Here is a 20,662-nt window from a genome sequence, read left to right as displayed (position 1 = left end):
TAAAAAGATAACTGCAACGGAAGCCATCGATGCTAAAAATATTCCATTGCGATCCAATTTCTTACCTCCTTTAACATCTAAATATACACCACAGGCATGAGTTTTAAAGCGAGCTATTGGTAGCAAAAAATCTCAAAAGAATTATTTGCGTCATCTACTATAATAAAAGTTAGCCCTCGAAAATCAAGGGCTAACCATATTCAAAAAAAATTAACAGCTATTATCTCCAACCTAACGGCTGTATCAAATTTGGATTCAAGACAGTCTGTCCAATTGGAATCGGACGGTAATAATATTTAGGACCATCAACCCACTGACGCGGTTGATTCTTATCTTTAAAAAAGACAATATGACCTGAACTACCGTTACTCAAATAAATATTATTTTCACTTACATAATATCCAGGTAACGCTTTGTATTTTTCAGGTAATGAAGCTTTATCAGATTCTTTCTCTAAGATAACAAGATCGGGTTCGCCATCTCCTGTTACATCAAGTGCTCCAAAGCCAGGCACATAAATACCTTTAGGGTTGACTGCAAATAACTCCCCAACATACCATCTGTTTAGATCATTAAACCTAAAACCTTCAGAGGCTAATTCTATTCTTCGTTCTCTACGAATTTCTAAAACAATTCCTTTATTAGCATGTTTTACATTACTATATTTTGAAGCCATAATAGGATCAATATTACTCTGTGCTTCTGCAAGTTTTAAAGTAGGCATTCCTACCCGTCTTCTTAATACTCCAATAGTTAAATCCAGGTCACCTTGAGTTATTTTCCCAAGTTCTGCTTGCGCTTCTGCATAGTTTAAAAGTACCTCAGCATAACGCATCATTGGAAGATCCGTGTAGTTTAAGTTCCATCCCTTACGCTGATTCGGGTCTCTAGGATAAAATTTAATCTGAAGATATCCACCATAACTTGGTTTCAATACATAAGGAATATTAACATCAGGATTCGTTTTAAAACCAGGCTCCATAATATTCTCTGCTAAACGAGGATCGCGATTTTTAAATATTTCAGTCACCTGTTTTTTATCATAATCAGGTAATGAAGTAAAACGGGAACCATCCTTCATCAAAAATTCCTCCATCAAGTCTTTACTCAATGCCCATTGGTAATCAAATACAGTATGCGTATTATTAGCTACCCCATCCGCTTCGCCATTCTTCCATAAATAAATAATTTCTTTATTAGCTGACAAATCTTTGCTAACAAATAAGTTCCTGTAATCTTCTTCAAGCTTACCTGTATTAGTGATACTAAATCCTCCTTGATCCATTACTTGCTTAGAAGCACTTGCCGATCTTTCCAAAAATTTATGAGCAGTCTCTTCTAAATTAAGATATGTGTGATACTTACGATATGTCCCTTCATAAAGAGCAATACGAGATAGCAAGGTCAATGCGACCCATTTCGTCACTCTAGTATTTGTTCCTCCAGGTTTAATATGCGCGACAGCATATTCTAAATCGGCCATAATAGAATCGACAACTAAAGTCCGGCTATCTTGCTTTTTCATCAGCAAGTCCTCATCCGTATCTTTGATCACCTGGTTGTACCAAGGCACATCACCATAAGTCATCACCATATTATAATATAGGTTTGCTCTAAAAAAACGAGCAATACCTACATAATGATTAATCGAAGCTTGATCTCCCGTCGTGTTTGCAACTCTTTGTAGCATAAAATTGATTCTACGCACGTTATCCCATCCTCCCCATCCACCAGCATTAGCAATTGTTAGATTGCCTCTAACCATTGCATCTGTTGTTGACGATCCACTCATACCCGCAATATTATCCGTAAATCCATCGCTATAATTAGGACCAATCATGCCGTAAAATCCATTCGTATATGTTTCTAAATCCGCAGGAGTCTTAAATGTGCTATTCTCAGTCACACTCGTTTGAGGAAATCGATCCAAAAAATCTTTTTGACAAGAAGTGAGTGCCAATACGACTACACATGCCAAAGAAATAATTATTGTGTTTTTCATAATCATTAAAAATTTAAATTCATACCAAAAGAGTAGGTACGTTGAAATGGATAAATCTGTCCTCCTAATCCTTCTGGATCTAACGAAACTTTAAGATTAGATTTTTCAAATAGATTCTCTCCACTAAAATAAAAATACACTCGTCCAAGACCAGCTTTCTCAACCCATTGCTTAGGTAATGAGTAACCAAAAGTTATGTTCTTAACTCGCAAATAACTCGCATCTTGCATATACTTTTTATTTGGAACAGCTAATGAACGATTAGAAACTTCTGCAGCATAAGCTCGAACCGCAGGGAAATAACCATCTGGATTTTCCGGAGTCCAGTGATCCAGATTTTGTACAGTTACATTAGTCCATGGCTGGGCATAAATTCCCCAAAAGTAAACATGAGCACCACCCGGATACCAATCCTTTTTACCCACTCCCTGAAGGAAAACGCGCAAATTAAATCCTTTCCAATCACCCCCTAAATCTAAACTATACGGATACTGAGTACTCGAGTTTCCGACAATGACACGGTCACCATGATCTTCTAAGGTATTTTTACCAAAATTAATACGCTTATCACCATTTAAATCTTTAAACTTAATATCTCCGATATAAGAGTTATTACCTTGATTACCATTTCCGATATCAACTTGATTTAAAGCGTCCAACTGTGCTTGGTTTTCAAAAACACCATCATATTCCAAACCCCAAATTTCACCAAGCTTCATTCCTGTATAGTAGTCACCCAAATTCCCGGCAGGATTACTAAACTTTGTTATCTCAGCTTTACTATTTGCGATAACAAAAGTGATATTATATTTAAATGGCGAATTAGATAACTCAAATTGATCATTCCAACCCAAACGTAACTCCCAACCTTTGGTTTTAAGATCTGCAGCATTTATCTTTGGTGATGCTGTTCCAAAAACGCCAGGTAGGGTCCTTCCTGCAGAAAGCATACCTTCAGTTTTTCTCACATATGTATCAAAATTTAAATTCAATCGATTATTGATCGCAGCTAGATCTACACCGAAATTCGTCGTAGAAACCTTTTCCCAAGTTAAACTATTTGAAACTTCACCTGGAGCTCCAATTGACATTGGTCTCTCGTTTCCTAATATCTGTCCGATTTTCGACGCCGACATTGTGGGTACAAACGAATAATTTGCAACGCTTTGATTCCCCAATTGACCATATGATCCCCTAAGCTTAAACATATTAAGTACAGGTTTAATCGGTTCAAAAAACTGCTCTTCCGAAATTACCCATCCTGCTGATGCAGAAGGAAAAAAGCCCCAACGATCACCTTTTGGAAATCTTGACGATCCATCATAACGACCATTAAACTCAGCAAGGTATCTTCCCTTGTAATTATAACCCAGCCTGTAAAAAATCCCCTGAACAGCCCAGTCATCTATAGTATGACGCGTCGTCATGGTGCCAGTAGCCAGTTCGACAGTTGGTAAATCTCTTGATAATAGATCATTCCTACGCAACGATGCCCATTCATTTTTTCTATATTCTTGATTGTAACCAAGTAGAGCACTTAAATTATGATCTCCAAATGTTTTATTAAAATTTGAATAAATATTGATAACATCATATCTGTTATTATCATTGCTTTTACTTGCATATGAGGTAGTCGAACCGGCATACTTAATCTCTGTCTCAGGTCCAATTTTATAAGGAATTGGCACATCGTATGAATCAGTATTTCCACTTGTACGCCGCAATGTAACATCAGCATTGATATCCCAAATATTTTTTATTACTGCAGCTTTAGCATTAAATGTTGTTTGAAACTCATTTATATTACGTGTCGTTCGTCCTCCTTCTTGCATACGCCCCAGCAAACCTGCTCCTGCCGACGTCCAACTTCCATCAGGATTTTTAGGCACATCCAAGGAGCTTGTACGATTGACATTCCAAAAGAAGTCACCATCCATAAAAACTGGAGAATTAAAATCTCGAATAGTCAATAAAGTATTATTACCAAAAGAAAGCCAATCATTTACTTGAAAATCAGCTTTACCGCGCACGTTATATCTTTTTAGAACATCTTCACCATATTTTAACATCCCATCCTGTTTATAATATTCGCCTGAAAATAAGTATTGTAGCTTTTCTGCTCTTTTGCCAACACTCATATTAACAGTCGTAGTAGGGGCAGTTTTTTTATATGCTTCATCCATCCAATCCGTCGAACCATAATACATATAATTCAATTTATTGGTAGGATCCAGAATAACATTGGGCAATGACGGATCTTCCTGCATTTTCTTTGCATAGTCTCGAATTGCATCAGGAAACAAATCATAAAGTGGAGCCGCGGCCATACGCTTATATTCCATAACAGTAAGAGGGTCTGTTACAATATCTGGCATTTTACCTACAGTACGGACCGAAGTGTTGATACCTAAATTTACTTGAACATCATCACTTTTAGCTGTTTTAGTAGTGATTAACACAACACCGAATGCGGCTCTTGCACCATAAATAGCAGCTGCGGCTGCATCTTTTAAGACCGTATAAGTTTCGAAATCATTAGGATTTAATCTTGCCAATTCATCTTCCGAATGTGGAACATTATCTACTAAAATCAATGGACCACCTCCATTTATAGATGTAGTGCCCCTAATATTAAAGGTTGCAGCTGCAGTAGGGTTTCCACTAGGATTTGTAATATTTAAATTAGGGATTAATCCTTGCAATGCAGCTCCGATATTGGTGACAGGGCGATTTTCCAATTGCTTGGCAGAAATCTGATCTACAGCACCAGTTAAATTAATCTTTTTTTGTGTTCCAAAACCTACCACAACAGCTTCATCAAGAACTGAAGCATCCTCCTGTAATTCAATACTTAATAAAGAAGTAGCTAAGATTTCTTGTTGTTTATAACCTACCGAAGTAAATACCAGCGTTGATCCTTTTGGAACTTCCATAACAAACTCTCCAGCACTATTCGTTTTAGTACCTATTGATTTCTTTCCTTTAACAAAGACAGATACATCTTGTAAACCTCGTCCTTGATTGATTACTTTACCCCTGACAAGGATTTCTGACTGTACAATATTGTGAAGTGGTGAAGCAAATATTTCATTCTGCTTCACATGCATTAGGGATAGCACTAAACCTAGGGATAATGCTTTTTGGGTAGTTGAAACTCGATACAATGGGCAATAAAATTTACCTTTCCATTTTGAAACGAGGGAAAACTTATTCATATTTGAACAATTAAGGTTAATTAAAATTTTTTTAGACTTTTTGGTTTCCTTACACTTGAAGGAGATGTTAGCGCATCTCCTTTCTTTTTAAGGATGTTGTAACTAGTTATCCATAGGCATTTTTATTTTAGATGATTTAAATAGTGTTATTAAAAATGTCAATTTTCAGCTATTATATTATGATTTATCTGTTTACAAATAGTAAAACAATGAATTAAAAACAACATTAATTCCCCAAATATAAGGCCTCAAGTTTAGCATTACTTAAACTCAATATTAAATTAAAAATTTTTTTATTCATATTAAGTAGACTTGTGAAGAACATTTATATTCTACAATCTTTAAATAATTAGCAAAAAATGGTTTTTATCAGGTTTTATATAGTAAATCACGCTCGGTATAAATAACAGGGTAAGATATAAATGATCAATTTGAAACTTGTCTCAAAAAGAATAATTTGCAATATTATTACCAACAATTATTTAATATAGCTTAACATCAATAATAGATATTATAATTCAAATATCAAAGATAATTTATATAAAAATGACAAAATACACAAATTAAAACGTTTAGAGCAACATGAAAGAAGAAAACAAAAGAGAAATGAAAAAAAATTAAAAGTTTAGCATTAATTAACAAAAAAAAAGGAATAATTAAAAAATAACACTGACTTATGAGAACTTTTAATCATAAAATATTGGATAAACTCGTAATTGACTAAGATAAATTGAAAAATTCGCAGCCTAATTTTTCATTAAATAAATATCTAACTATATCTTCGAAGCAACTAGAATGTAACAACCCTGTGAATTACAATATACGAGACAGGAAATACTTGTGACTACTTAAAACTAATCTTATATTAGCTATGTACATTTATAGAACCTAAAAAACCATCAATATACATGAAGCCCGTATTTGCAAAAGTTTTAGAAGGATTTGAAAACAATATATTTGTAACACGTGAAATAAACCGACCTTTTTTTTCAACAGAATTTCATTTTCATAAAGAATGTCAATTCACATACATTGTCAAAAGCGAAGGTCGTCGCATGATTGGAGATAGTTTAGATACTTTTACCAGTGATGAACTGACTTTCATCGGATCAGATTTACCACATGTCTGGCACAATGACAGTCAAGATTTAAATATTAACCATGCGGCATCTTCGATGGCATTATACTTTGAGCCGGATAAGTTAATTAGTACACTTTCCCTTTTTTTTAACACATCCAAACTCGAGCAGTTCTTTGCCCTATCTCAGAGAGGGCTAATATTTCATGGTAAATTAAAAAATGACCTGAAAAGTATTTTACAAAAAATGATAAGCAGTGAGGGTATCCCAAAAACGATTCTCTTACTTGAGCTTTTCCAAAAAATGTTAAATTCTCAGGAATATAGTTTTCTTTCAAGCCCAGGATATACAAATACTTACATTGCTAAAGACAATGAAAAGATCGATAAAATTTTCCGACATGTATTCGACAATTTTTCTAAAGAAATAAATTTAGAGGAAGTTTCCAAAATAGCGAATATGACCAAACATGCTTTTTGTAGATATTTTAAAACCCGCACGCAAAAAACATTTATTCAGTTTGTCAATGAAGTCCGTATTAGTCAAGCATGTAAACTCATTAATGAAGATAAAAACCAGATTGGAAATATCGCTTATGATTGTGGTTTTAACAGTTTATCCAATTTTAACAAGATTTTTAAAACTACAAAAGGAATTACTCCAAGCGAGTACAAAAATGAGTTGCTGAAATAAAAAATAATGCTTCATTGCTAGTAAATATCGATAAATTGATACTCGAAAAACCATTAATAAATATAAAGTCCAGTCGAAGTTAATCTGTCTGGACTTTATATTCTCATTTATAATTTTATTTCTTTTATTTTTCAAACCGTAACATTACTTTTCCAGTTACACGGTCCCCCCTCTTTAAGGGACGATAGTCAACCTCTGCATGAGAGGATAGAAAACCTTCACGTCCAGCATTATTGTAATCTGCGACCAACATATTAATACTATTTTTATCCGTGCTTATCCAAGCTCTAAAATGTTGTTTACCATTACCTAAGACCTTAACCTTATTCCCATTTAAATTCGACAAATCAGCAGAGTAAATATTTTCTTTCGTTGCCCTAAAGAGGTTCGAACCTGCATCTGTCTGATCAAAAGACCAACCTAAGTGGGGTAAAGCAGATGGTCCTGCCGAAGCAGAAACGGGTAGATCAGGATTAAAAGCGACAGCATGACCAGTCAATGACCCGAGATGATCCTGCGGATACATATTCCAATATCCATGACGTTTCCATTCTAAATTATTAAATTCTTTAGGTATTTCAAATACCAATCCAACCTGCCTTGGTGATACTGCAGTTCTCAATTCAAAATCATAGCTAACCGTTAATACGCCATTTGCTTTAAACACATAAATATATGCTCCTTCAGCTTCTTTGTATGCTCCCTTAACACGTATAGTTAAACTATCTTTCTGTATGTTATAGACCACCGACTGACATACCCAGTTCTCACAAACAGGGTTAAAAGGTTCAAAATTTTGATCTTTACCAACCATTTGAATACCCCTGCCTTCCGAATTGAGCGGCAATAACATCAATGTAGCCCCTTTATTGATCAGATTGTTACCATGGACATCATAAACTTTTAAAAGCCCATCAGACTTATTGATTTCAAACACCTTGTTCTTGTCCTTAACAAGGATAGCTTCATTTTTTTCTTCAAAACTGACAGAACCTTTCTTTTCAACCTCCGCGACCATTACTTTCGGTTTCAAGGAATATAGATATTCATCTATTACAAAACCTAAAGGAGAAATTATTCTCAAATAAATTTCCTGATCCAAGTGTTTTTCATTCTTCAGATCGATATCAAAATGACCTTTACTTCTGGCAGGTAAATTCACTTGCACAACCCCACTATCCTGACCAGAGCGCCATTCAAATCGACAAGCAGACAGATCCGTAAAATTATGACGATTCTCGACATCAAAAGATACTACACCGTCCTTTGATAAATTTCCACGCTGTTCTAATTTTACTGGACTGTATGACTTTTTCATATTCCAATACTCGGGTTTCGCCCTACGCCAGCCATCCAACGGACCCCATGTTCCATATCCGACAACCTTGTTGTTAGGTAAGAAAAAAGTATCATCTATTCCAGCCCAGATTGCACCACCAAGCACACCTTGACTGTTGTACATAGCTGTCCACATTTTATCCAATAACGGTCCCCACATATTTCTTACACCCGGATCTGCCGATAGTTCAAAACGATTGTAAGAATTTACATGGATATATTCGTCAAAAGTTACCGGACGTTTACTATTGCGATACATATCTGGACCAGTTGGACCAGGATAATGATGGTTCGTCACCTCAAGCTCGCCATTATCAGCATCCGGGCCCCATTGACTGAATATGCGGGGACGGGATGGATCCATCTTTTTAATAACTTCACCAGCTTCCTTAAAATACTCTTTATAAAGATTAGACTCATTTCCTAAAGACCACATAATAATAGAAGGATGACTCCTGTCCCGGTTAACCATCTCAATATGTTGATTCACCAGAAGAGGGTACATATCCTCTTTTTTAATAGCAGTCTCATGTGCCCAACAAAATGGAGCCTCAACCTCTACAAACATGCCAAGCTCGTCACAAGCCTCAAGCAATCTCTCATCAGGAGGATAATGCGATGTACGAATATAATTTACATTGGCTTCTCTAAATAACTTAACATCTTTAGCCCAAATATCACCTTCCAAAGATCTTCCTCGCAGTGGCATCACTTCATGTCTATTAACGCCTCTTAACTTGATCGGTTTTCCATTAACCAAAAACTGGTTTCCTCTTACTTCAAGCTCTCTAAAACCAACTCTTCGCTTTGTGCGATGTAAAACACCCGATCCATCACTTAATTCACAAATTAACGTGTACAAATAGGGAGACTCAGATGTCCAATGATGAGGTTTACGAATCTGAAACTTTAGACTACGATTTAAATTTACACCATTTTTCAACTCATCAACTAGATATTCCGACTTTCCTAAATCAACGGATCTTCCCTCTGTGTCCAACAAACTAAGTGCTAGTTTAAGAGTACCTTTGGCTTTAATAGATTCATTTGACAACTGCACATCCGCAGACAAAACCGCATCTGTATAGCTCGCATCAAAATCAGTAACCACATGAAAAGAAGAAATATTTGTCTCTGGGATCGCAAACAAAAATATATCTCGAGTTATACCACCAAGGGCATGTACAGCATAGCGTGATGCGCTCGCTAAGGAATCAGCCAAACTTTCGCTACGTACAGCTATTGTAATCTGGTTAGTGGCACCATAGTGAACAAAATCTGTCACATCGATCTCAAAAGGAGTAAATCCACCTATATGACTTCCTACTTTCTTACCATTAACATAAACCGTACTTTCACTAAAAATCCCATTATTTCTAAGCTTGACACGCTGTCCTTTCCAACTCACAGGGATTTCAAATTGACGAAAATAGCCCGCCTTAGCTCCTTTCTCTACTTCAAAACCTTGCATCACCCATTCGCCCGGAACCTGTATATTCTTACAATCTACAGCTTGCGGAGACTTCCAGAAACTTTCGTTCGGATCAACATCAAATAACCATTTTCCATTCAAATCTATTTTTGTAGATTGGATATGATCAGGAAAAGTCGTTAATCTTGGAACAACAATATCTTGCGGCCATATTATAAGCGGAGAAAGAAATCCAAAGAAAAGGACTAATAATGATTTCATTTATTTAGATTTTAGATATTTACTCATGATAAAAAAATCCCTCCCGGATTACAGATCATGTACGTTTCAAAAATGAATAATAAAAATCGTCTTTTCTGCAACTAAACTAACCCTTTCTTAAACTATAATACCTCATAATATCCCATACAACATCTCTTTCAGTATAAATTATTGAAAATCTATCCACATACACTAAAAATTAAAAAATCCAGCAAGTAAACATTTGCTAGATTTCCTACATCAAAAAATAAGATTAATCAAGTTTCAATTCAAAATTAAATGTTGACTTTTGAATACCTTTTTCCTGAATAACAAGTTTCATTAGATTATTCGCCCCCTTTGTTAATGGAATAATTCCTGCTAATTTAATTTTGCTCATGGCATAAGGATCAAGTGGAGCTATCAGTCCACTAGCGATCAAAGTTTTCTTTTCACCATCAAGAATATATAATTCTAACTTACTTTCCTTAGATTTCACTAGCCCAAAATTATCCACCTGTACTTCGAAAACTTGCTGATCTTTTGTTTTATTCACTATCGGCTTTCTAGCTGATAAAATCGCTTCGTTATACGCCACCCATGGCACTCTGGTATAACCAAAAAGAATCTTTCCCGACTTAGATTTACCAATTAATTTGGGAGCAAATTCATCTTGAGTTAACCCATGCCCACTATTCTCAAATGTAATGATAACCCCATCTTTTGTATTTTCTATTTTAGTTGCACGGCTCCCTTTTCCATAATTAACAAGCTCTGATTTTCCAAATCGCAATGTTTGTAAATCCAATTCCTTAGCAGGATCAAAATTAGGCTCTTTTAACACTTTGACACGGACAAATTTTGTATTTAAAGATGGTAGTTCTGTATTCAGCATTTCCATCAGCATTCCTGCGTTCAATGGAATCGAAATATTTTTTGAACTATGTCGGTCATTCGGTTTATCTTCCAGCTTTAAAACATCAATAACGGCGAAATTTGCCTGATAAGCTCGACCGTACTTATCTTGCAATACTTTAATGCGCTCATACTTAAACCAATCTTCCTTTACACCATCCTGATGAAAAGATATACCAGTGGTATAAGCTTCCCCTGGATCAGTTATCCAATTTACACCATCTTTAGAACGCTGATAAAAAGCAATTCGTCCCAACCAATCATTTACAATAAGATGATACTGAATATGATCGCGCCAAACAACTGGATCTTCGAACTCTCCATCAACAGCTGGATATACGCGTTTATCTGTTATCTGATTATAAGGACTTAAACCTGTTTCACTAAACCAGATACCACCACCTCGGCACACCATCAAATTAGATCCATCCTCACGCTTTGCAAAGGTAAGGTTTGACAAACCTTCGATGATAGGACGATCCCGTTGATCAAATACAAATTTCTCATACTTCCAAGGGCCGTTATAGCTATCAGATATGTAGTAACCATTGATCACATAAATCACATACTTACCATTTTTCGCTCTGAAAATTTCAGGATTATGTCCTTTACCTATAGTATCAACAATTTTGTATGGTCCAATTGAATTATCACTAACCGTATGGTATACAATTGAATTCGGCCATTCCATATGTCCTTTCTCTGAACTTTCAGGCCATCCACATACATAAAGATGAAACTTACCATCGTCGCCTTTTAAGATGTTACCGCCCCAGTACGATCGCTCGCTATCTTCGCTTCCATTATCAATATATCGTTTCCGCACTCCCTCCGCTCCCCAATCACTTCCAGTTATAACTTTTCCTTTAGGCATAGGTAGAAAACGATCTTTAAAGCGAGCACCTTCAATAAGAAGATCCCATTCTTTAGGACGTGGCCTTTCAGTAATTTGACCATAAGATGGGGCAATCATCCACAAGCAAAATAAAGCAGTCGTATACAGTCCAAATTTTCTCGGTTTTTTCATAATCTTAAGTGAAGTAAATAATAGTTATGTAAAGATACTTATGACCAATTTTATATTGCAAAGCCTATTTTACCAAGCTTTGATCCAATATTATCACTTAATATCTTAAATCGAAAAGATTAACTAGACAAAAACTCCAATTATTATCAAAGGAAACTTCATAAAAATATATGACCTAGTAAACAGCCTACTTTACATAAAGTTATTTACCCTATAATGACACTATATTACCCTTATGCGATTGACAAGTTTTAACATATCCCATCATTAAGTTAAAATAGTTTTAATACATGTCAGAAAAGTTTTGGTTATTCTTTTTTTCTCATACTAGTTTTACAGTTCAATATAAATCACGACTATCACGATCAATAAATTTTGATACTAAACAGAAATGTGGATGATATTACGTAGGTAATTTTCATATAATATCATTGCCTATTTAAACAAACGATTGTAAACAATATCCTCAAAACAATAAACTAAAATTAAACCTATGAAAAGAAAGCTAAACGTTAACATTACGGGAAGCATGACTGCATTTGTGCTTTTGTTTGGGACTGTCCCGATAGCAAAAGCAAGCTCATTACATTATGCGCTAATAAATGCACAGCAAACCTCTCAAAACCAACAAATAAAAGGAAAAGTTACTGATGAATCAGGCAAACCTTTAGTTGGAGTAACCATAAAAGTAAAAGGAACGTCAATTGGAACTAAAACCGATTCAGAAGGTAATTTCAACCTGAATGCTACAACCAATCAAACATTGGTTATCACATATGTCGGTTATATTTCAAAAGAAGTTCCTATCGGTACAAACCCTGCTAACCTTACTATTACACTCGACACGGAGGTTAATATGCTGGAGGAAACTGTAGTAGTTGGATTCGGTACACAAAAGAAAGCTACATTAACTGGTGCCGTCAGTGTAATGAAATCTGATGCAATATCCAACAGACCCATTACAAATGCAACCCAAGCACTTTCTGGACAGGTACCAGGTGTATGGGTAAACCAACAGTCTGGACAGCCCGGTCGTGATGGAGCTAACATACGAGTGAGAGGAATCGGTACTATAGGAACAAGTGATGCATTAGTTATTATTGATGGAATAGTGGGATCACTGGGAGCAGTAAATGCAAATGATATTGAGTCTATTTCAGTTCTTAAGGATGCTTCTGCTGCTATTTATGGTTCTCGAGCTGCTAATGGAGTTATACTTGTACAAACGAAGAAAGGTGCTAAAGGCAGAGTTAAAATCGATTTCACTACATCTTTTGGAAAACAGACTGCAACTAAACTTCCTGAGATGATTACAAATTCGGTAGATTATATGAACTTATATAATCAGGCACTTATAAATCAAGGAAGTCCAACATTTTTTAGTAAAGAAACGATTAACGAATACCAAAATGGTAAAGACCCCAATATTTATCCCAACACAGATTGGTTAGATCTGATCATGCGTAATGCTAGCATTCAGACCAATCAATTAGGTATATCTGGCGGGGAAGGAAATACCCAATTTAACTTATCACTGGGTTATACCAATCAGGATGGAATTGTGCAAAATGGAAATGCAAAACTCTACAATCTCAGAGCCAACGTAGATACTAAAGTCAATGATAAATTAGATGTAGGTTTACGATCTGGTATTCGTTACCAAAACAGAAAAGAATCCTTTAATGGTTCAGGTAATTTATTTACGGAACTCTATCGTACACTTCCTTACTATGGAACCTACACCTCAAATGGTGAATATGCTTCTACATGGGTTAATTCAGTCAATGCTCAATTCCGAAATCCACTCGCTATGGTTAATGAAGGAAAGAACCACAGTGCATATGGAAACTTTAATACCAATGTATTTTTAAATTATAAAATACTTGATGGATTAAAATTTAATGTTACAGGAGGTGTTAATTATTCAACAAATGATAATCAGACTTTTGTTCCCAAAACTCTTGTCTATAACCCAAAAACATTAACTGTCACTTCAACAATGAATGCCTCAGGCCCTAATGCGAGCAATAATTGGGATAAGACTCTATATAAAACACTTTTTAGTAGTTTGACTTACAACAAAATCATTGCAGAAAATCATGATTTTACGATAGCGGGAATATACAGTCAAGAGGAAGAAGAATACCGGACTTTATCGGGATCGATAATGGGATTCGTCAACAATACATTAACTGAAATAAATGCCGGGCTTACTACACCACTAACAAATGGAACGACATATGGTTGGGCACTTCGCTCCTATATAGGGCGCTTTAATTATGCATATAAAGAGAAATACTTACTTGAAGGTATTGCACGATACGATGGTTCTTCACGATTCTCTCCAGAAAACAGATGGGGATTCTTTCCATCTATATCTGCCGGATGGAGAATTACACAAGAAGATTTCATGAAAAATCAGACATTGATTGACGAATTAAAGATTCGCGCCTCATGGGGTAAATCTGGTAATGATCGTATGGGGTTCAATGACCAACGAGATTTGTATGCGTATATTCCAACACTTGCTTTTGCTAGATTTTATCCCTTAAGTGACAATATCGCAACAGGAATTGCACAGATGTCCATCGTTGATGAAAATATTAAATGGGAGGTTGGTACAAAAACAAATATTGGATTTGATGCCACTTTATTAAAAAGAAAATTGAATGTGACATTTGACTACTTTGAGGATAAACGCGAGGGTATTTTACGTCAGATCCAACTTCCAAATTTCATAGGAATACGAAATGCCCCTTTCAGAAATTTAGCAACTGTAAGCAACAAGGGATGGGAATTATCTTCTAACTATACTCATAAAATTGGAGAAGTGGATATTAATGCTGGCTTTAATCTGACCCATGTAAAAAATAAGATAGACTACATACCTGATCCACAAATCGGACGAAACGCATTATTACAAGGAGAAGCTATTAATGCATTCTATATGTGGAAGTCTTTAGGTATATTCCAATCGCAGGAAGAAGTAGATTCCAGCCCGAAGCAAAATGCTGTCCCTACTAAACCTGGTGATATTAAATTTGAAGATTTCAGTGGTCCTGAGGGAAAACCTGATGGTATCATCGATGCTCATGACCGACAAGTTGTCGGCAAACCAATACCAACCTGGACGTATGGGGCTAATATTAACGTGAGTTATAAAGGAGTAGATCTGCGTATTAATTTACAAGGTGTTGCAGATGTTGAATCATATGTTGGTAGTGAATTATATTTTCCTTTCCTAAATGGTGCAGGAGTATCAAAAAGATGGGAAGCTGGCAATACATGGACACCAGAAAATCCCAATGCAAAACTACCAAGATTAGTACAATATAGTGCATCCAACAGTCAAAATTATGCAGATAACAGCTTTTGGCTTCAAGACGCCTCGTTTTTAAGAGTTAAGAATATACAATTAGGTTATTCGTTGCCTAGCAGTCTACTTTCTAAACTCAAAATGGGCGGGATTAGAGTGTATATTGATGCACAGAATGTTTTCACGTTCACCAAGTTTGAAGGGCTTGATCCCGAACGAGACTTAGCAAATATGTCTCCTGCACAATATCCAAATGTTAGGATGATTACAGGAGGTATAAATCTAAAATTTTAATCTAAAAAAAGCTTATCATGAACACTAAAAAATATATCTCAATGAGTATAGCTGCTTTAGCTATTCTAACAACCTCGTGCCAAAAAGATTTCCTAAACAAACTCCCGCAGGATTCCATTTCACCAGAAGTCTTTTGGAAAACAGAAGAAGATGCTAAAGCTGCAAACATTGGTTGTTATTCTGCACTTTGGGATGTCACGACAGAAGTATTGCCCTATCTAGATGTACTAACTCCTAACGCATATAGCAATTATCCATGGGAAGGATGGAAAAATATCTCTCTGAGTGCACAGACACCCAATGATCTAGGAGGGATGGGAAATATGTATAATGGTGCTTACGGAGGTATCTCGGCAACAAACAACTTTCTAGCAAATATCGATAAAGTTCAAATGGACGAAGGTCGAAAAGCTACGATGAAAGGAGAAGCATATTTTTTAAGAGCTTATTATTACTCCATTCTTGTTAATTATTGGGGGGGAGTTGTTATGATTTTGGACAACCCTAATCTTGAGCAGATGAATGCAAAAAAAAGCACAAAAGAAGAAGTGTATGCACAGATTGAAAAAGATTTAACGGCAGCAACAGAGATGCTTCCAAATGAAGCTAGTGAAAAAGGTCGTGTCACAAAAGGTTCCGCATATGGTCTTCTGACTCGTATTTACCTTTACCAAGAAAAGTGGGGAAAATCGGCTCAATCAGCATCTCAAGTTATGAAAATGGGTTACACTTTATTTCCGAATTATCGTAGCCTATTTTTAGAAGCAAATGAGAATAACAGCGAAGTAATCTTTGACATCCAATTTTTGCAACCAAGATTTCCAACGAGCTGGGACATTTATTTAGGTATATATGCTCCAACAAATTCGCCAGGATGGAGTTCAATAGAACCTACACAAGATCTGATAGATGAATACGAAATGAAAGATGGGAGTAAATACACAACTACCAATCCAATTGCTGATCCCAAAGATCCTAACAATAATAGAGATCCAAGACTTGATCAGACGATTTTCAGAAAAGGAGTACTTTACAACTCCGTTCCTTATCCTGTAACAGCTGATGGTTGGCCTGGAGTATATACAGGTTATAGTTATAAAAAATACACTGTATACGATAATAATACAAACCTTAGCAATGCAATAGGTGGAACCGGTCTTTCACAAATTAATGGAATTGTGATTAGGTACGCAGATGTTCTACTGATGTATGCAGAAGCACTCAATGAAATTTCGGGTCCAACCAATGATGTATACACAGCGATCAATCAAGTACGAGCTAGGCCTACGGTCAATATGCCTGCTATTCCATCTGGTCTCTCTAAAGAACAGATGCGTGAACGAATCAGACATGAAAGAAGAATTGAATTTGCTGGTGAAGGTCTTTACTATTCAGATATTCGAAGATGGAAAATTGCCGAGGAGATACTAAATAAATCAATCGTATTAAATGGTGGACAAACCAAAGGATCAATTGAAAAGAGAATATTCAGAAAAGAGAAAGACTATTTGATGCCTTTCCCTCAAAAAGATATAGACAATGCTCCAAACATGAAAGATCAACAGAATCCAGGGTATTAAAACCTTGGAGTAATTAGATATCTATATCTCCCCTACTAATTCCTTAAATATGAAGAAAGCACAGTTACAATTGCAGCTGTGCTTTCTTCATTATCATAAAACCCCATTCTCTACTCATTTAAAGGAGCTGAAGATTTATAATAGTACTGGCAAAGACCATAAACCAAGTCAGTAATTATCATGATTTTTCTAGCCAACCTCTAATTATTTAAATCCAATAAATATAAGGTAACTAAAAAGACACCTTATATTTTAATTTTTTACTTCAACTGTAAAAACACTGTTCCTGAATATTTCTTGGTTTTATTGCGAGTACCTTGATAATTACCCCAACTAATCGTCCAATAATCCCATTTATCACTCACGAGCAATTGCTGGCCACCATCTTTATTAACATTCATTTTTGCAGCTTGCTTACCATCACTAATTACATTTAAGGCACCCCCATCTACTAACACGGTATAACTATAAATATTTTCTTTCTTAGCTCGATAAATTCCCGATGCTGACATTTCGGCTTTGTACAATACCGCAGGATCTTTTTTAGTAAGAAAATAGTCCGACATCGAATGAGATACTTCAAAATTTGGTTTGATACCAAAAGATTCAGTGCTGTTATACACTTTTTTAGCCGTGCCCTTTAAAGCTGACATATGTTCCTCAGGATAAGTTGTCCAATAACCCTTGCGATCCCAGCTTATTTTATCCAGATCAGAAGCTACAGGCACACCTACCCCTATATCCCAGGTATAGGCAGGAATACTGTCCGCGCTGTATGATATTTTAATTTGCCCGTTAGGATATAAAGAGGTAACCATCTCAACCGGATACTTATCCACTTCACCTTTGCTACAGATTACAAAGACCTCTTTATTCAATTGATCAAAACTAAAGTTAGCGATACGATAATCACCCGATAATATGGCATCTGTATTTTTGAGTACACCAGCATCTTTAGGTCTATTCACCACTAGAAGAGGATTACCTACAATTACAGCTACATCCTTTACGGATCCCTGATCAATAGCTCCTGTTTTCTTATTGATTTTAAAAGTAAAATCGCCAGATTTTAATGTGAACTGACCACTTTCATCAGCCACTGTCCAGACACCTGTTGATACGATTGCAGGGGCTTTATGTTCACCCTCCATACTGATCAACTCCTCGTCAATCAATGCACCTGTTTTTTCTTTAAACTGAATCTTTACGGATGAAGTAGAAGTCGAGATCGGAACAATCATTTGACCTTTAGCATGGGGTGCCACGTCTGGCATGACAATAGCAACTTCTTTACCATTAATTAAAGCTGTTGCTTTAATACTTTTCAAATTAGTATGATCATAGCGATTATGAAGTGGTAATATGATACTACCTGTTGCTTTTTTAACATCACCGACCAGCACTCTAATCGGTGAATATGCTTTTTTAGTATTCCAGAATTCGGTTTTCTTCCTTCTCCACACATCAACAATTCCCCAAGGACCGTACCCCGTCATACCATCTTTCATCGTAAAAGTTTCATCAATCATTCCCCAGATAGCACCGCCAAGATAGCCTTTCACATCAAAACGATAGGTCCAGGTAGAGTCCATACTCACTCCCCAAAAATCCCTTACATTAGGATCATAAGTGCTCAAATCGGTATTATAACAGTTCACATGTACCCACTCATCGCCAATAATCGGCATTTCCCCTTTCATATTTTTCTCGTACTTGCCTAGATCACTATATTTACCATTATATGCTGGGTAGTGCGATACCAGGATGTCAAAATTTCTTTTCCCTTGATCCAAAGCAGTAGCAGGGAAAGACCAAGAAACGGGTCTGCTCTTATCCACAGATTTTACAAACTCATACGATTTTTGAAAATTAGTACCCCAATTACTTTCATTCCCGATAGACCACATCACAATAGAAGCATGGTTTCTGTCCCGATCTATCATCTCACTTAACTGACCAAGGTAACGATCCGTATAAGCTGAATCACTCTGTGTCTCAAATTTATTGTAGGGTACCACTCGCCAATCCAACACAAAACAAACCGCAGTTTCTTCCTGTACATAGATGCCATATCGATCACAGAACTCAAGAAAGTCTTCAGTTGGAGGATAATGTGAAGTACGGATAAAATTCATATTCGATTCTTTGGTCAGTACAGCATCAACACTATCCTGCGCCCGATTGGTACTACGCCCAAGTGTAGGATGCATATCGTGTCGACAAGCCCCCCGTAGCTTTACGGTTTTGCCGTTCACCAACATTTCATTGTCTTTATTAATTTCGATACTCCGAAAACCAACCAACTGTTCGATCGTTTGTTGGATCTTACCATTTTTTATGACACTTAAGATCATCTTATATAAAAAAGGTGACTCCGCCGTCCAAGAACTTACTTTTGGGACAGCAATACTGTCTTTCCAGAAATTACCGATAGCTTTTAAAGATCTCGGTTTTGCCCAAACTTTTTTTCCAGAAGGATCCATTAACTCATAACGCGCCGTTAAGTCTTTACTTTGAGGTAACTCCATCTGTATACTTAATGTTCCATCCGTATAATTATTAGTAAGCAATGATTTAGCGTATAGATATTGAACAGGACTTTCTGGTAAGATAACGTAATCAACTTTTCGTGTGATCCCGCCTATAGTATGATGTGCATACCCAGAGGCATAAGAAATATCATCCGCACGATCCGTCACTTCCACATGCAACCAGTTGTCCTGACCAGGTTTGATAAATTTAGTTATATCCGCATCCCAAGCGGTAAACCCACCAAAATGCTCACGCACGAGGTTCCCATTAAAATAAACCTTTGCATGATTAAATACACCGTTGAAACGCACAACATGACGTTTACCTTTAGTATTTTCGGTGATGTTTATTTTTTTACGGTATACAAAGGCGGTGTCATGCTTTATTTTAAACCCTTGCATCATGGCCTCACCTGGCACCATAATTTTATTCCAGTTAGCTGAAGCAGTCTTATCAGAAATAGACGTAGCAGATGGGGTAAGATTAATTTCCCATTCACCATCCAGACTTTTCACAGCGCTATCAATACCATCTACCCGAGTAGATTTAGGTGGTAAATGCTGTCGTCCACCTGCCATAAAGTTTTGGGCAACCACATGAGAAGCAAAAAATATCATTAAAATAAATACTGAACAATTTTTCACAATTTGCATTTTTAAGAAGATTATAACTTAACAAACTTATAACTGCAAGATATATCAATGTAAGAGCTGATTCTAAAACAATATTGATCATTAAGTAAACTATCCTACCTCTAAACAATAATTTTAAAAGCAACCACATATTAAAAAATAACACTTATTATAATAACAGTCTTGCCATTATCATGACAAGACTGTTATTAACCTTTCTTCTTAATTTCTAAAAGAAATTTTAAGGATCATAATCTATCTATACTATTATCGCAACAACATAATATCTTTAGTTTGCTTTGTACCATATAAGATTAATAAAACCCAATTGCATTTATTACATATCGCAGCTTAAGAGACCAAAAAT

Annotated in this window: 8 protein-coding genes; 3 read left to right on the top strand and 5 right to left on the bottom strand. The window is 36.0% G+C overall.

The annotated features are described in order from the left end of the window. Positions 1-220: 220 nt before the first annotated feature. Complete coding sequence (locus WH188_RS09745; protein WP_132842113.1) at positions 221-2,002, bottom strand: RagB/SusD family nutrient uptake outer membrane protein; 1,782 nt, start codon at positions 2,000-2,002, stop codon at positions 221-223. A 5-nt stretch (positions 2,003-2,007) separates the two neighbouring features. Continuing rightward, positions 2,008-5,217 (bottom strand): SusC/RagA family TonB-linked outer membrane protein, encoded by a 3,210-nt coding sequence (locus tag WH188_RS09740; RefSeq protein WP_206368476.1) that lies wholly within the window; start codon positions 5,215-5,217, stop codon positions 2,008-2,010. 1,055 nt (positions 5,218-6,272) lie between these two features. Here WH188_RS09740 and WH188_RS09735 point away from each other — a divergent pair. Beyond that, positions 6,273-6,989 carry a helix-turn-helix domain-containing protein gene (locus tag WH188_RS09735; protein WP_168127420.1) on the top strand — a complete coding sequence of 239 codons (717 nt, stop codon included), beginning with the start codon at positions 6,273-6,275 and terminating at the stop codon, positions 6,987-6,989. A gap of 124 nt (positions 6,990-7,113) precedes the next feature. Here WH188_RS09735 and WH188_RS09730 read toward each other — a convergent pair whose 3' ends face one another. Next, positions 7,114-10,020 (bottom strand): glycoside hydrolase family 2 protein, encoded by a 2,907-nt coding sequence (locus WH188_RS09730; RefSeq protein ID WP_168127419.1) that lies wholly within the window; start codon positions 10,018-10,020, stop codon positions 7,114-7,116. Between the two features lie 253 nt (positions 10,021-10,273). Next, the gene (locus WH188_RS09725) at positions 10,274-11,941 is read right to left on the bottom strand and encodes a glycoside hydrolase family protein (protein ID WP_339423892.1); all 1,668 of its coding nucleotides are present in this window, start codon (positions 11,939-11,941) and stop codon (positions 10,274-10,276) included. A gap of 493 nt (positions 11,942-12,434) precedes the next feature. Here WH188_RS09725 and WH188_RS09720 point away from each other — a divergent pair, with 493 nt between their 5' ends. Together WH188_RS09720 and WH188_RS09715 are read left to right on the top strand one after the other, a co-directional pair. Further along, positions 12,435-15,551, top strand: coding sequence for a SusC/RagA family TonB-linked outer membrane protein (locus WH188_RS09720; protein WP_132842107.1), 3,117 nt, complete (start codon positions 12,435-12,437; stop codon positions 15,549-15,551). Positions 15,552-15,568: 17 nt separating this feature from the next. After that, the gene (locus WH188_RS09715) at positions 15,569-17,131 is read left to right on the top strand and encodes a RagB/SusD family nutrient uptake outer membrane protein (RefSeq protein ID WP_132770190.1); all 1,563 of its coding nucleotides are present in this window, start codon (positions 15,569-15,571) and stop codon (positions 17,129-17,131) included. A gap of 260 nt (positions 17,132-17,391) precedes the next feature. On the opposite strand, the gene WH188_RS09710 is transcribed toward WH188_RS09715, so the two are convergent. Further along, the gene (locus WH188_RS09710) at positions 17,392-20,307 is read right to left on the bottom strand and encodes a glycoside hydrolase family 2 TIM barrel-domain containing protein (protein ID WP_339423891.1); all 2,916 of its coding nucleotides are present in this window, start codon (positions 20,305-20,307) and stop codon (positions 17,392-17,394) included. Between the last annotated feature and the right edge of the window lie 355 nt (positions 20,308-20,662).

The organism is Sphingobacterium sp. MYb388 (assembly GCF_037479535.1).
Lineage (GTDB): Bacteria > Bacteroidota > Bacteroidia > Sphingobacteriales > Sphingobacteriaceae > Sphingobacterium > Sphingobacterium anhuiense.
The sequence above is the reverse complement of the archived record's forward strand: the minus strand, read 5'-3'. Positions and strand labels throughout refer to the sequence as shown.